Genomic DNA, 13,774 nt, shown 5'->3' on the forward strand with positions numbered 1-13,774 from the left:
GCCGCGCCTGCGGCCCGGATCAGGCCGCCGCCACCCCACGCTCGCTCGTGATCTCGGCGCCTTCGCGCATCGTCTTCGTGACGGGCGTGTTGGCCACCACCTCGAGCAGCCGGCTCCACTGCGCATCGGTCAGCGGGCCGCTAGCATGCAGCACGCGGTGGATGTGCGCCTTGCCGTCCGCGTCTTTCGTGAAGCTCAGCTCGGCCTTGAACTCGCCCAGCTCCCAGCCCTTGCGCTGGGCGTACATCCGCAGCGTGATCGCGGTGCAGGCGGACAGCGCGGCCAGGTAGTAGTCGTAGGGCGCCGGCCCCGCGCCCTGCCCGCCCAGCGACGCCGGCTCGTCCGCCACGAGCTGGAACTTGCCGACCTGGATGCGGTGGTTGAAATTGACGTCGGTGGAGACGATCGTTGCGGTGTGGCCCATGGGGTGTGCTCCTGTTGACAAGCAAGCATTCTGGCGCGGCCGAACGCCCGAAAACATCAGCGCCAACGGGGTTGATCCAGACGCTCATAATGCTCGCCGGGCGGCCATGCCAGGGGTCGCCAGCCACCCGGCACAAGCGGGTGCGCCGCCTTCCTGCCTGGCATCGACGGAACGACACCATGAGCGCTTTGCACATGTTTCTACCGGTCTCCGAGCCCGCGCGCAGCGAGGCGCTGGCGCTTTTCATCAAGACACACCACGTGCCCCGCCACCTCGTGAGAGGCACCTCGCGCAAGATGCCTGACGACTGCGGACCGCCCGCGCCGATTCGCACCTCGCAGGAACAACCGCAGGCCGCATCCGCTCAGCCATCGGCCGCATCGGCCTAGGGCGGGCAGACCGCAAGGAAGACAGCCCTCGCCGCGCCGGTCGCGCGCGGCGCGTGTTCGTGCGCCCTTCTTGGCTCGCCTCCGGTGACCGGTGGACATCGCGTGCCACATCATCGCGAGGCGGCCCGTCTTTCCATTCGCCTACACCGAAAACCCGGGATAAAACCCACCTTCATCGGTCACACTGGCGACATCGACAAAAGAATGCGCGAGTTGTCGCGACATACTGCACGAATGCAAAAAAATCACATGGAAACGAGCCGCCCCACGATGCGCTCGTTCCGCAGTCAGCCATGACGGAGTTGAGGGTCAGCTGGGAGCACACGTTCCCCGACGACGGGACGAAGCTGGTCATCCATTCGAACTGGGTTTCCAACACCCCCGCCACGCAGGCCTACCTCGAGGCGCTGGTCGCGCGGGTCGGGCAGATGGACCCGGCCCCCCACTGCGTTTTCGAGAAACGCCAGGCCGTCCCTTCGCGCTCGTTGCCGCCGGACCTCGGCACCTTCACCTCGGCCGAGTTCTGGCAGGTGGCCGAGCTGCTGCACCTGCAGGCCACCCCGTCCCTTGCCGCCGCGCGGCTGGTGCTGGTCGAGGGCATGCGCCCGGCCAAGGCGGCGAGGCAGCTCAACACGAGCCCGCAGGCGTTGACGAACACGTTGCGCAAGATCCGCACGGAGCGCGCGACCTCGTCGCGGCTGGGCAGGTTGCCCGCCGACCGGCCGCCATCCGAGGGCACCGCGCCGCAGGAGCCCTGAGCGGCCGGCCGGCGCGCCCTCCCCAGCTTGCATCGGCACGGTCAATCCCGTACGCTGGCCCGGCGTCGATGCGCAGCACCCGAGCCCTTGCGGGCCGCCGGGCCGGCCTTGCGGACGCGCAAAGGAGTCCCGCCATGCCAAGCCGATCGAACGGCCTCGCGGCCGAAATGGAAGCAGTGCGAACGCTGGCGCTGGTGGGCCCGGCGGCCGCCGGCAAAACCTCCCTGGCCGAGGCCCTGTTGTTCAAGGCGGGCGCCGTCGGCGCGTGCGGCAGCGTCGAGCGCGGCAGCACCGTCAGCGACCACGACCCGCTCGAGCGCCGCATGCTGCATTCGCTCAACGCCTCGGTGATGCACCTCACGCACGCCGCCACGCGCATCCACCTCATCGACACGCCCGGCGGCCCCGACTTTCTCGGCCAGAGCCTGCCGGCGCTGGAGGCGGTCGAGACGGTGGCGGTGGTCATCAATGCCGCCACCGGCATCGAGCCGATGGCGGTGCGCATGATGGAGTACGCGGCCTCGCGCCACCTGGCCCGCATGATCGTCGTCAACAAGATCGACTCGCAGGGCGTCTCGCTGTCGGGCCTGCTGGCCGACATCCAGGCCACCTTCGGCCGCGAATGCCTGCCGCTGAACGTGCCCGACGGGGTGAACCGGCAGGTGATCGACTGCTTCTTCAACCGCTTCGGACGCTCCGACTTCGGGCCCGTCGAAGCGGCGCACCGCGCGCTGGTGGAACAGGTGGTCGAGGTCGACGCGGCCTTCGTCGACCGCTACCTCGAGGAAGGCGACGTCGACCCGTCGGAGCTGCACGCGCCGCTGGAGCAGGCGCTGCGCGAAGGCCACCTGATTCCGGTGTGCTTCACTTCGTCGCGCAGTGGCGCCGGCGTGGCCGAGCTGCTGGACGTGATCGTGAAGCTCCTGCCCGACCCGACCGAGGCCAACCCGCCGGAGTTCCTCGTCGGCGAAGGCGCGCAGGCCCAGCCCATGCAGGCCCGGCCCGACCCGTCGCTGCACGTGCTGGCGCATGTGTTCAAGGTCACGATCGACCCCTATGTCGGCAAGATGGGCATCTTCCGCGTGCACCAGGGCACGGTCACGCGCGACAGCCAGCTCTACATCGGCGACGGCCGCAAGCCCTTCAAGGTCGGGCATCTGTTCATGCTCCAGGGCAAGGACCATGTCGAGGTGTCGCACGCGGTGCCCGGCGACATCGTGGCGGTGGCCAAGGTCGACGAGATCCATTTCGATGCCGTGCTGCACGACGCGGCCGAAGACAGCCATGTGCACCTCGCGCCGCTGCCGTTCCCGGTGCCCGTGTACGGCCTGGCCGTGGAGCCCAAGCGCCATGGCGACGAGCAGCGCGCCTGGGAAATCCTGGGCAAGCTCGCAGCCGAAGACCCGTGCCTGCGCATCGAGCATGTGGCCGCGACCAACGAGACGGTGCTCTACGGCCTCGGCGAGCTGCACCTGCGCCTCGTGCTCGAGCGCCTGCGCGAGGTGTACCGCTTCGAAGTCCAGACGCGGCCGCCGCGCATCGCCTACCGCGAGACCGTGACCGCGCCGGCCGAGGGCCACCACCGCCACAAGAAGCAGACCGGCGGCGCCGGCCAGTTCGCCGAAGTCTTCCTGCGCATCGAACCGCTGGCGCGCGGCGCGGGTTTCGAGTTCGCCGACGAAGTCCGGGGCGGCGCCATTCCGAACCAGTTCATCCCCGCGGTCGAGAAAGGCGTGCGCGAGGTGCTGGCCTACGGCGCGATCGCCGGCTACCCCGTGGTCGACGTGCGCGTGGTGGTGTACGACGGCAAGCACCACAGCGTGGACAGCAAGGACATCGCCTTCGCGACCGCCGGCCGCAAGGCCTTCATGGCGGCGATCCGCGAGGCGCAACCGGCCGTGCTCGAGCCGATCGTCCAGATCGAGATCGCCGTGCCCGAGCATGCCGTGGGCGACGTCACGAGCGACCTGTCGTCGCGGCGCGGCCTGGTCACCGGCACGTCGGGCCTGGGGGCCGGCACGGTGGCCATCGGCGGACAGGTGCCCGAGGTCGAGCTGGCCAACTACCAGTCGCGGCTCAATGCGATGACCAGTGGCCAGGGGCGCTACACCATCGCGCTGTCGCACTACGAGGCCGTGCCGCCGACCGTGCAGCGCACGCTGATGGGGCAGTACCGGGTGCGCGACGACGACTAGGAGTGCACCGGGGGCATGACGCTGCCATGGCCTAATGGCCGGCATCCGCCAATCATCCTGCACGGGCTCCCCGATGAAGAAACTGCTGCCGCTGGTCCTGTCCACACTGTTCGCACTGCCCGCCTCCCAGTCCCACGCCGCACCGCGCCAGCCGTACACCCCGGACCAGGCGCGGGCGCTGCTCACGCAACTCGGTGCCCACGTGATGGTCATCAATTCCGACCAGACCCTGATCCGGAAAAAACCGGCGAGCGCGTTCGACGTGCTGACCTACTACCCGCTGCCCAAGGCCAAGGTCGACGAATACAAGCGCAACGGCCACATCGTCAACACGAACGACGACATCGCCGACGCTGCCACCTACCGGATCAAGGACTACGCGCTGACCAACGAGAAGAACGAGAAGCTGCGCCTGAAGGACGACAGCGGTGCATCGTCGCTGCAGGACTTTTCGCTCTGGACCTACGACAACGCCCTGAGCAGCCAGCGAGGCTTCTACGTGAAGCTGGACAAGCCCTTCGAGCGCGTCAAGGGGCACCTCACGGTGGTGTTCGAGATGCCCGGGAACCTCCGGCACGAGACGCGGGTGCCGGTCGACCTGTCCATCACGGACAAGGACCCGCGGCCCGGCACCTGATCCTGCGGTCGCTTCACGGCGATCCTGGCTCGAAGAGCTCGCGCTGCGACGTCGTCAAGGCCGCGAAGCTGTCTCCCATGGGCTGAAGAATGGCGTCGGCGATCGGCTGCAATTGCCGGGTGAGGTAGTGCTCGTAGTCGATGCGCGAATGGCGGGTTTCCAGCGGCTCCGGCCCGTTGCGGGTCATGACGTACTGGGTCCAGCCGCCCTTCTGATACTGCTGGGTCCGGCCGACCCGGGCGTTGTGCTCGTCGGCGATGCGCGCGGCCCGCACCTGCGGCGGCACGTTGACCAGGTAGTCGTCGAGCCGGTGGCGCAGCCGCTTGCGGTAGATGAGCAGGTCGTCCTTGGCACCCGCCAGCGTCGCCTTCGCGTAGTCGGTCACGAAGGCCTTGTAGGGCTCGCCCTGGAAGATGCGTGACAGCAGGCCCTCCTGAAACTGGCGCGCCAGCGGGGTCCAGTCGCTGCGCGCCATCTCCAGGCCGCGATACACCATCTCCTCCTTGCCCGCGGCATCCACGCTGAGACCGGCATAGCGCTTCTTGCTGCCCACCTCCGAGCCGCGAATGGTGGGCATGAAGAACTTCTTGTAGTGCGTGTCGACCTCGATCTCGAGAAAGCTCTGCAGGCCCTGCTCCTCGCGCAGCGCGCGCGCCCACCAGTCGTTGATGTCGGCCGCCAGGCGCGCCGCGACGGCGTGCGCCTCCTCGTTGGTGTGGGTGCGCCGGAGCCAGATGAAGATCGAGTCGGTGTCGCCATAGATCGCCTCGTAGCCCCGCTGCTCCACGAACTCGCGCGTGAGCTTCATCATCTCGTGCCCGCGCAGGGTCACGGCGGACACCAGCTTCGGGTTGAAGAAGCGGCACTCGGACGCACCCAGCACGCCGGCGAAGGAGTTCATGAGCAGCTTCAGCGCCTGCGACAGCGGCTCGTTCTTCGCCCGCTTGGCCTCGTCCCGCGCGTGCCAGAGCGTGGTCACGATCTGCGGCAGGCAGTGCCTGTCGCGCGAGAAGACGGTCTCCTGCGGTCCGTGGATGAGCCCGGTCGGATCGGCAGCATTCGAGCCCTCGACGAGGCCCACCGGATCGACCAGGAAGGTGCGGATGATCGAGGGGTAGAGGCTCTTGTAGTCCAGCACCACGACGGAGTCGTAGAAGCCCGGCTTCGAGTCCATCACGTAGCCGCCCGGGTAGGCCTTGCTCGCGATCTCGCCCACGTTCGGCGCCACGTAGCCCAGGCGATGCATCCGCGGCAGGTAGTGGTGGCTGAACGCGGCAATGGAGCCGCCGAAGTGGTCGGCCTGCAGGCCGGTGACCTGGGCGCGCTCCATCATGAACTGCAGCAGCTTCGCCTTGTCGAAGATGCGCAGGACCAACTCGCAGTCGCGGATGTTGTACAGCGCGAGCGCGGGCTTGTCGTGCTGGTAGCGCCGCTCGATCTCCGCCATCTTGTCGTACTCGTCGCCGATGGCCTTGCCTTCGCCCAGCAGCGTCTGCGAGACGTTCTCGAGGCTGAAGGACGGAAAGCTCCACACTGCGGCCCTGAGCGCCTCGATGCCATCGAGGACGATCCGGCCCGGCGTGGGCGCGAACAGGTAGCCCTGCTTGCCCGGGTGCGTGCGCCATTCGATGGGTCGGCACTCCCGCCCCAGCAGCAGCGGCACGCCGCAGTCGTTGGCGGTTTTCTGCAGCACGCGCAGGTCGAACTGGACCACGTTCCAGCCGATGAGGACGTCGGGGTCGTTGCGCTCGAACCAGTCGTTGAGTTGCTCGATCATCGCCTTGCGGGTCGGGCAGTAGACGAGCGCGAAGTCCATGGGGTCGCCCGGCTCGGGCGGCGGCTCGCCAAGCATGAAGACGACGCGCTCCGGCGTGCCGTCCAGCGCGATGGAATAGAGCCCTTCGTGCTGGCTCGTCTCGATGTCCAGCGACACGACCTTGAGTACCGGCCGGAATTCAGGCGCTGGGCTGAGCTTGCAGTCGACGAGCGTGCTGTGCTCCGCCCGCCCTCCTTCCACCCGAACGCCAGCGGTGATGAAGCGCTCCATCAGGTAGCGGTCGTGCGGGCGCACATCGGCTTCGAGCAAGGGGATGCCCTGCGCCTGCAGGGCGCGCGCCAACCGGCCGATCTGGCGGAAGTGCGTCGCATAGATGCCGAGGACGACTTCCTGCTGGAAATTCTGGAGTTCCAGCTCCCGCAACTGCACGCCCGGCATGGCCGCGAGGTGGACTTCCACCGCCGCCCTGTGCCGGGCGGCGACGAAAGCGACGCTGCTGCGGGAGGTCAGCACCACTTTCCTCGGCCCGGCTTCGGTGGCCAGCCAGTACTCGATCTCCGTGCCGGTGGGTGCATCACGCCAGTGGCGGGTGAGGATGAAGCCCTGGAGGTCGGTGGAGGTCACGGGCGTTCGAAGATCGGGTCGAGGGAGAAGGCGGACTGGGGATCAGGAGATTCTCGCCCGGCCGCGTGCGAGCTGCAGCCGGCATGGTGGCTTGCCATCCGCAAGGGGGCGCATCCGCCCCGCCCCCTCAGAGCACCCCGGCCTCATCCCCCTGCGCACCATCGTCCAGCACCGGCACCTCGCTGGCCACCAGCGGCTGGCCGATGGGCGCGCCGGCCTTCCCCACCTGGACCGCCGCCATGTCGGCGTCGTTGGGGTACTGCCCCGCAATCCAGTAGTCGAACACGCGCCGCACGATCGGCGCCGCGTGCGCCGCGCCGAAGCCCGCGTTCTCGACGATCGCGGCCACCGCGATGGTCGGGTCCTCGGCCGGGGCGAATGCCATGTACAGCGCGTGGTCGCGCTGGCGCGCCTCCAGGGCCTTGCCGCTCGCGCGCGCCTTCGGGCTCAGGCCCACGGCCTGCGAGGTGCCGGTCTTGCCGGCCGAGGTGTACGCGGCGCCCGCAAACACGCGCGTGCCGGTGCCGCCCTTGGTGACCGCCACCATCGCGTCGCGCACCACCTCGACGTGCTTGCGCGCATAGCCCAAGTCCTGGGCCGGGGGCTGGACCTGCCGCACCACCTCGCCGGTCGACGTGTCGCGGATGGCCCGCACCAGGTGCGGCTGGTAGCGCACGCCGCCGTTGGCCAGCGTGGCGTTGGCCGAGGCCAGCTGCAGCATCGTGAAGCTGTTGTAGCCCTGGCCGATGCCCAGTGAAATCGTCTCGCCCGGGTGCCAGGTCTTCATGTCGACGCGCCGGTAGGCCGCGCGCTTCCACGCCCGGCTGGGCAGCACGCCGCGCGACTCGCCCTGCAGGTCGATGCCGGTGAACTGCCCGAAGCCCAGGGGCGCCATGAAGTCGTGGATCAGGTCCACGCCCATCTCGGCGGCCAGCGAATAGAAATACGTGTTGCTCGAGAACTGGATGGCGCGGTGCATGTCGACACCACCCAGCCCGCCCCGGTGGCTGCGGAAGGTGCGCCCGCCGAAGTTGTAGAAGCCCGGGTCGTTCTCCACCTTCTCGGCGCTGCGCTTGCCGGTCTGCAGCGCCGCCATCGCCATGAAGGGCTTGTAGGTGGAGCCCGGCGGGTAGGTGCCGCGCAGCGCGCGGTTGAGCAACGGGTTGTCGGGCGACTCGGTCAGCGCCTTCCAGTTCTCCGTGTCGATGCCCTCGACGAACAGGTTGGGATCGAAGGTGGGCTTGCTCACGAAGGCCAGCACCTCCCCGGTCTTCGGATCGATGGCCACGAGCGCGCCCCGGCGCTCGCCGAACATGTCTTCCACGAGCTTCTGCAGCTTGATGTCGAGCGACAGCATCACGGTCTGACCCGGCCTGGCGGGGTGACGGGACAGGCGGCGCACCGCGTGCCCGCCGGCCGAGGTTTCCATCTGCTCCACGCCGGTCTGGCCGTGCAGCGCCTTTTCGTAGCTCTGCTCGATGCCGACCTTGCCGATGTAGTCGGTGCCCCGGTAGTTGGCGCGCTCGTCTTCCTCCCAGTCGTCCATCGCGGTCTTTTCGCGCTGGTTGATGCGCCCGATGTAGCCGATCACGTGCGCGCCCACCTCGCCGTGCGGGTAGGTGCGAAACAGCCGCGCCCGGATTTCCACGCCGGGAAATCGGTAGCGCTGCGCCGCGAAGCGCGCCACCTCTTCATCGCTCAGGCGGGTGCGGATGGGCAGGGAGTCGAAGCTGCGCGAATCCTCGCGCAGGCGCTGGAAGCGGCGGCGGTCCTTGGGCGTCACTTCGAGCAGCTCGCCCAGCTCGTCGATGACGGTGGCGATGTCGCCCACCTTCGAGGGCGTGATCTCCAGCGTGTAGGCCGCGTAGTTGGACGCCAGCACCACGCCGTTGCGGTCCAGGATCTGCCCGCGGTTGGGAACCACGGGGACGATCGCGGTGCGATTGCTCTCGGCCCGGTCCGCCAGCGTTTCATGGCGCACCACCTGCAGATAGACCAGCCGCGCGCCGATCAGTCCGAATCCGAACAGCACCGCGCAACCGACCACCACCACGCGGCGGCGAAAAAGAGCGAGCTCGGCGGCGGCATTGCGGATTTCATTCATCGGGCGAAACGGGGGGAAAGAAGCGGAGAAGCCAGATAGGAGGCCCTGCCCGCCCGAAGGTTCCGCGTCGGCAGTCGACGAAACGCGATCGTCCGCTCAGGCCCAAGCCTCTTCGGCACCGATGCGAACCTGGCGGGTCGGCACCACCTGCTTGAGGCCGTACCCCGTGCGCTCATCCCCTTCGGAGATCAGCCGCATCATGGCCTTGCGCAGTTCGGGACACACGCCTGTGCCTGCGTGCAGGTCACGAAAGAACCGCATCGTGGCGCCCGCCACCACCTCGGCCATCTGCACGCCGGCAGCTTCGTGCGACTGCCTGAAGTCGAGGGCGGCCACTTCTTCGAAGCGGTGGTCGGAGGGGGACGTGCACAGCAGTTCCATCGCACGGTCCGGCCCTTCGGCGGCGGACTTTCCCTGCCCCAGGATGCGCTGCACCTCGAAATTCTGGTCGTGCACCAGTCGGACATCGGCCAGGCAGTGCCGGTAGTAGAGGTGGATCCGGGCGTAGATGCGCATGAACGACGTCAGGTTCGGCAACGTCCAGGCCTGCGTCGACGACGTGTTGAGCTCGGGAGGCGGAAGAAACTCCAGCCAGGGCTGATGCTGGGCGCCACTCAGCGCGTGGTACTCCGTGTTCGCCGCTTCGACGATGCGACCGAACCCTTTGGCGACCTGCGCCGCAGCCTCTTCCTCCTCCTCGGCGGCTTGCACGGCCAGCTCGCGCAGGCTGGCAAACGATGCGTGAAGTGTTCCGGCCTCGGGCGTCAGGCAGGACGCGACGAAGCTGTCCAGCACCTGCGCATCGGCATGGACGTGCAGGAAATCCGCGACGGCGTTCCTGAGGAAGTCGAGCCGCATCGACTCGGGGTAGCCGAGGCAGGACGGCAGCAGCTGGAACGACGTGATGCAGCTGCAGATGAAGTAGCGCTTGTCGACCAGCTCGACGAAAAGCGGAGCCCGCCGGTCGAGCAATGCGTGGATCACGGCCGCGGAGAACTCCGGCCTGGATGCCAGCGATCGGGCACCGGGTTCGTCCGAAGGAATGCGATGGCGATCGCGCAACGCCTGGAGGCATGCATCCCACTCCTCTTCGTCCTGCAGCCCCACGCCCGCCAATGCAAAGTAGGGTTGCCGCTTGAAGTCGTAGCCCGTGCCGCTGTCGACCATGTCACCGCTGTGGCCGCTTTCGTCGATGTAGATGGTGGTCATGGTGCGGGGCGAACGCCTCGCGTCAGGTCTCCCTTCGCCCTCGCGAGGTGGTGCGGGACGTCGGCGGGACGAAGCGCCTTCAGTTCTCCGTCGATGCCGAGCAGATCGTTCAGGACGAAGCGCAGTTCGCGCAAGGGTGCTTTGTAGGACGCAGGAGGTGACATGCAAGAATGACGAGTGCGCGCGTTGGCCTTGGGTTGAAGTGAGGTTCGGGGCTCGCGGCCACCGGCTGCCTTGGGTTGGAAGAAGTCTAGGAAATCGACCGGGCAGGCATGTTCAGTTTTCGGGACGCGCCCCGAGGCCTTGATTTCCCTCTGCAACGAGGCCCTCCTCCTTGCGTGCGCCGTCCCGGTGTTCGCTTTTCAGCCATGACGACCGCCCTCAAACCCCGACGCAAGCCCTCCCAGTCACGCGCATGGATGACGTCCATCGCGATACAAGACGCCTTCGTGCTCCTGCTGCTGGAAAAGGGCTACGAGAAGACGTCGATGCGCGACATCGCCAACGTGGCCGGCGTCAGCGTCGGCAGCGTCTACCAGTACTTCCCCGGCAAGGAAGCGGTCGCGGCCATGACCGTGCGCACCTGGGTGCGCAAGCTTTCGACCGCGCTGTCGAGCGCGGTGGACGACGTCGTCCAGGCGGAAGGCCAACGCACGCTGCGCGAGATCACGCGCCTGCTGGCGCAGACCCAGGTGCACACGATGCTCGAGGGCGGCGGACGCTGGCGGGTGCTGAGCTCCATCGAGCGCCGCGTCTCGCCGCAGCTCGTCTACAACCGCCTGTACCAGCACAACGTCAACCTCTTCGGCAAGGCACTGACGAGCGCGGTGGACTGGCCCGAAGGGCTGCACGATGCGCGCGTGGCCTTCGGCGCCTACACCGTCGTCGATGCGCTGGTGAAGCAGACGCTGCTGGTGAGCGCCGTGTTGCCGAGCGCGGACGTCATGGTTCAGGAGGTCCTGCTGGCATTGGACGGGTATCTGCAAGCCGTGCGCCAAAGCCACGCGCGCCAGGAATGAGCGCTGGCCCGAATATGCGAGTGGGGCTGCCCAAGCCGGTCAGTGCGGCCATGCTCATGCAGGCCGTCTCCGAATTGATGAGTACAGACGTCACCTCGCAGTTCAATGCGACGACCACACCAAGGGTCGCGATGTCACCGCCACCATCCGCCATCGTCCCACAGGCCTGAATCCTCGATCGCCTGCCGCGCGAGCTTGTGCTCGCGGGCGCTTTTCAATCCCACCATCAGGCGCCTCAGAGGGCCGGGCTGACGCAGGAGACTCTGGATGTCACCGTGCATCAGCGTTGGCATCTGAAACATGGCCAGGCTTTCGAGCGCCGGTGCAGAGGCCGCCCACCTCAGGTCCTTCAGCCCCACGTTGTAGAGGACGATCAGCGCCAGATCCTCGAGCGCAGCCAACGAGGGCAAGCTGGCAAGGTGTGGCTGATCTTGCGCGGTCAACCTTTGCAGCGTCTCCAGTTGGCTGACGACCGACAGGTCCGACAAATCCTTGATCCGCAGCAGTGCCAGGTGTCTCAGGGCGTTCAGGCCCGCAAGCGTGTCCAGGTTCTGCGCGCTTCCGAATCCCAGTTGAAGCGTATGCAGGTGGGGAAGATGCCGTAGAAAGACCAGGTTCGACAGAGGCATCCCCATGAGGGACACCTCATTCAATGTCGACAGCTTTCCAACCACCTCAAGGCCACGCGTGTGGCCGGCAACCACGAGTTGCCTCAGATGGGAAAAGCGCTCCAGCCCGAAAAGATCGGTCTTCTTCGTTTTCGTCTTGCCGATTCGGAGTCTTTGCAGGTCTGTGGGCACTGCGTTCAACACACCCAGTGAATCTGCCTCGTACACATCAAAGACGAACTCCTTCAGCTTCGGCAAGGCCTCTACGGCATGCGTGTTGCTGATCCGGGTGAGGCAGTCAAGGCTCAACCTTTCGACATGGGGCATGAGCCTCAGACAAGAAAGATCGCACACACGCGCGTAGCTTCCATACATCCGCCATGTGATGTCCGGCCGATGCCTGAAGAGATCTTCGTTCAGGATTTCCAGCAGCGAAGGCGGCACCTCCTGTGCGGCGGCAAATTGCAGGATGGACACCTCGCCGTTTGCGGCCAGTTGCCGGACCTGTTTTCTTGTCCAATCAAGCTTCAGTTCGATGCGTTCCGACATGGGGTTGACGTTTTCAATGGATCAAGAGCCGGCGAGTGACCGGCATGCTGCTGACGACGATTCAGCGCCGCACTGACCGGCCGCGCCCGATGCCGTAGTACGCGATGCCGGCGGCTTCGACTTCGGCGGCGTCGTAGAGATTGCGGCCGTCGAAGATCGCGAGCGCCTTCAATGTGCTGGCGATGCGCGCCATGTCGGGGCGACGGAACACGGGCCATTCGGTCACGAGCGCCAGCACGTCGGCACCCTGCAAGGCGTCTTCGGGCGTTTCGCACCAGCGCACATCGGCGCGCTCGCCGACGATGGCGCGTGCGTTCGGCATGGCCGCCGGGTCGTGCACCTGCACGTGCGCGCCCGCCGCCCACAGGCGCTCCAGCAACACGAGGCTCGGCGCATCGCGCATGTCGTCGGTGTCGGGCTTGAAGGCCAGGCCCCAAAGCGCGATGGTCTTGTTCGCGATGCGGCCTTCGAAGTGGTGCGTCATCAGCTCGAAGAGGCGCCCCTTCTGCTCATGGTTCGCGGCCTCGACGGCCGCGAGGAGGCGCAGCGGCTGCCCCTCGCGATCGGCCGCATGCCGCAGCGCCCGCACATCCTTCGCCAGGCACGAACCGCCGTAGCCCGCACCGGACTGCAGGAAGTCGGGGCCGATGCGTCGGTCCGAGCCGATGCCCCGGCGCACCATCTCGATGTCGGCGCCCGCATGCTCGGCCACACGCGCCATCTCGTTCATGAAGCTGATGCGGGTCGCGAGCATCGCGTTAGCGGCGTACTTGGTGAGCTCGGCGGAGCGCCGGTCCATCACCAGCAGCTGCTTCGCCGGGTCGCGCACGAAGGGCTCGTAGAGCCGAGTCAGCAGGTCGATGGCCGCGGGGTCGGTCGCACCGATCACCACGCGGTCGGGCTGGCGGCAATCGCGCACGGCCGAGCCCTCGCGCAGGAACTCGGGGTTCACGGCCACCGCGACGCGATGGGCCGCACCGCGCTGCGAAAGCGCCGCGTGAAGCACAGCCTCGACCTGCTCCGCGGTGCCGACCGGCGCGGTCGACTTGCAGACGACCACGGCGTCGCGGTCCCGGTGCTGCCCGATGCTGCGGGCCACGGCCATCACATGCCGCAGGTCGACATCGCCTTGCGCATCGGCCGGCGTGTTGACCACGATGAAGAGCGCGTCGCCATGCAGGCTCGCCGCGCGCTCGTCGGCCGTGAAGCGCAGCTTCCCCGTCGAGAGGCCTGCGGCCACCAGCGCCTCCAGCCCCGGCTCGTGCAGCGGCATCCGGCCCTGCTGCAGCCCTTCGATGCGGCCGGCATCGGCGTCCGCGCACAGCACCTCGTGCCCCGCTTCAGCCATGCAGGCGGCGAAGCTGAGGCCCACATAACCGGCGCCGAAGATGGCGAGCTTCATGCGCAAGCCCCTCCCTTCAGGCACTGGCAGCCGCGGCGGTTGTGAGATAAAAGCAGGATGCAAGCCTTCAAAACAATGT

At 67.4% G+C, this 13,774-nt stretch carries 12 protein-coding genes; 5 read left to right on the top strand and 7 right to left on the bottom strand.

Going from position 1 to position 13,774, the window contains the following annotated elements; all coding sequences use genetic code 11:
- Nucleotides 1-19: 19 nt before the first annotated feature.
- Complete coding sequence (locus tag AC1RL8_RS06000; protein WP_492684199.1) at nucleotides 20-424, bottom strand: OsmC family protein; 405 nt, start codon at nucleotides 422-424, stop codon at nucleotides 20-22.
- 179 nt (nucleotides 425-603) lie between these two features.
- Between AC1RL8_RS06000 and AC1RL8_RS06005 the strand changes: the two genes are divergently transcribed.
- From AC1RL8_RS06005 to AC1RL8_RS06020, 4 genes are all read left to right on the top strand, one after another.
- Nucleotides 604-813 carry a hypothetical protein gene (locus tag AC1RL8_RS06005; RefSeq protein ID WP_492684200.1) on the top strand — a complete coding sequence of 70 codons (210 nt, stop codon included), beginning with the start codon at nucleotides 604-606 and terminating at the stop codon, nucleotides 811-813.
- A 293-nt stretch (nucleotides 814-1,106) separates the two neighbouring features.
- Nucleotides 1,107-1,571 carry a hypothetical protein gene (locus AC1RL8_RS06010; RefSeq protein WP_062471967.1) on the top strand — a complete coding sequence of 155 codons (465 nt, stop codon included), beginning with the start codon at nucleotides 1,107-1,109 and terminating at the stop codon, nucleotides 1,569-1,571.
- 134 nt (nucleotides 1,572-1,705) lie between these two features.
- Nucleotides 1,706-3,766 carry an elongation factor G gene (gene fusA, locus AC1RL8_RS06015; RefSeq protein WP_492684201.1) on the top strand — a complete coding sequence of 687 codons (2,061 nt, stop codon included), beginning with the start codon at nucleotides 1,706-1,708 and terminating at the stop codon, nucleotides 3,764-3,766.
- A gap of 73 nt (nucleotides 3,767-3,839) precedes the next feature.
- Nucleotides 3,840-4,403: a hypothetical protein gene (locus tag AC1RL8_RS06020; protein ID WP_492684202.1), complete on the top strand. Its 564-nt coding sequence runs from the start codon at nucleotides 3,840-3,842 to the stop codon at nucleotides 4,401-4,403.
- A 13-nt stretch (nucleotides 4,404-4,416) separates the two neighbouring features.
- On the opposite strand, the gene AC1RL8_RS06025 is transcribed toward AC1RL8_RS06020, so the two are convergent.
- The 4 genes from AC1RL8_RS06025 to AC1RL8_RS06040 all read right to left on the bottom strand — a co-directional run bounded on the left by AC1RL8_RS06025 (nucleotide 4,417) and on the right by AC1RL8_RS06040 (nucleotide 10,251).
- Nucleotides 4,417-6,804 (bottom strand): DNA polymerase II, encoded by a 2,388-nt coding sequence (locus AC1RL8_RS06025; RefSeq protein ID WP_492684203.1) that lies wholly within the window; start codon nucleotides 6,802-6,804, stop codon nucleotides 4,417-4,419.
- 127 nt (nucleotides 6,805-6,931) lie between these two features.
- Entirely contained in the window at nucleotides 6,932-8,908 is a 1,977-nt protein-coding gene (gene mrdA, locus AC1RL8_RS06030) for a penicillin-binding protein 2 (protein WP_492684204.1), read from the bottom strand.
- 96 nt (nucleotides 8,909-9,004) lie between these two features.
- The gene (locus AC1RL8_RS06035; protein WP_492684205.1) at nucleotides 9,005-10,117 is read right to left on the bottom strand and encodes a DUF3800 domain-containing protein; all 1,113 of its coding nucleotides are present in this window, start codon (nucleotides 10,115-10,117) and stop codon (nucleotides 9,005-9,007) included.
- On the bottom strand, nucleotides 10,114-10,251 hold the full coding sequence (locus tag AC1RL8_RS06040; protein WP_493196435.1) for a hypothetical protein: 138 nt from the start codon (nucleotides 10,249-10,251) through the stop codon (nucleotides 10,114-10,116). Before AC1RL8_RS06040 ends, AC1RL8_RS06035 begins: the two co-directional genes overlap by 4 nt.
- A 234-nt stretch (nucleotides 10,252-10,485) precedes the next feature.
- Between AC1RL8_RS06040 and AC1RL8_RS06045 the strand changes: the two genes are divergently transcribed.
- Complete coding sequence (locus tag AC1RL8_RS06045) at nucleotides 10,486-11,136, top strand: TetR/AcrR family transcriptional regulator (RefSeq protein ID WP_492684206.1); 651 nt, start codon at nucleotides 10,486-10,488, stop codon at nucleotides 11,134-11,136.
- Nucleotides 11,137-11,270: 134 nt separating this feature from the next.
- On the opposite strand, the gene AC1RL8_RS06050 is transcribed toward AC1RL8_RS06045, so the two are convergent.
- Entirely contained in the window at nucleotides 11,271-12,293 is a 1,023-nt protein-coding gene (locus tag AC1RL8_RS06050; RefSeq protein ID WP_492684207.1) for a hypothetical protein, read from the bottom strand.
- A gap of 61 nt (nucleotides 12,294-12,354) precedes the next feature.
- Nucleotides 12,355-13,695 (bottom strand): UDP-glucose dehydrogenase family protein, encoded by a 1,341-nt coding sequence (locus tag AC1RL8_RS06055; RefSeq protein ID WP_492684208.1) that lies wholly within the window; start codon nucleotides 13,693-13,695, stop codon nucleotides 12,355-12,357.
- Nucleotides 13,696-13,774: the final 79 nt, after the last annotated feature.

It is taken from the genome of Variovorax sp. GW822-FHT04E09 (assembly GCF_058800845.1).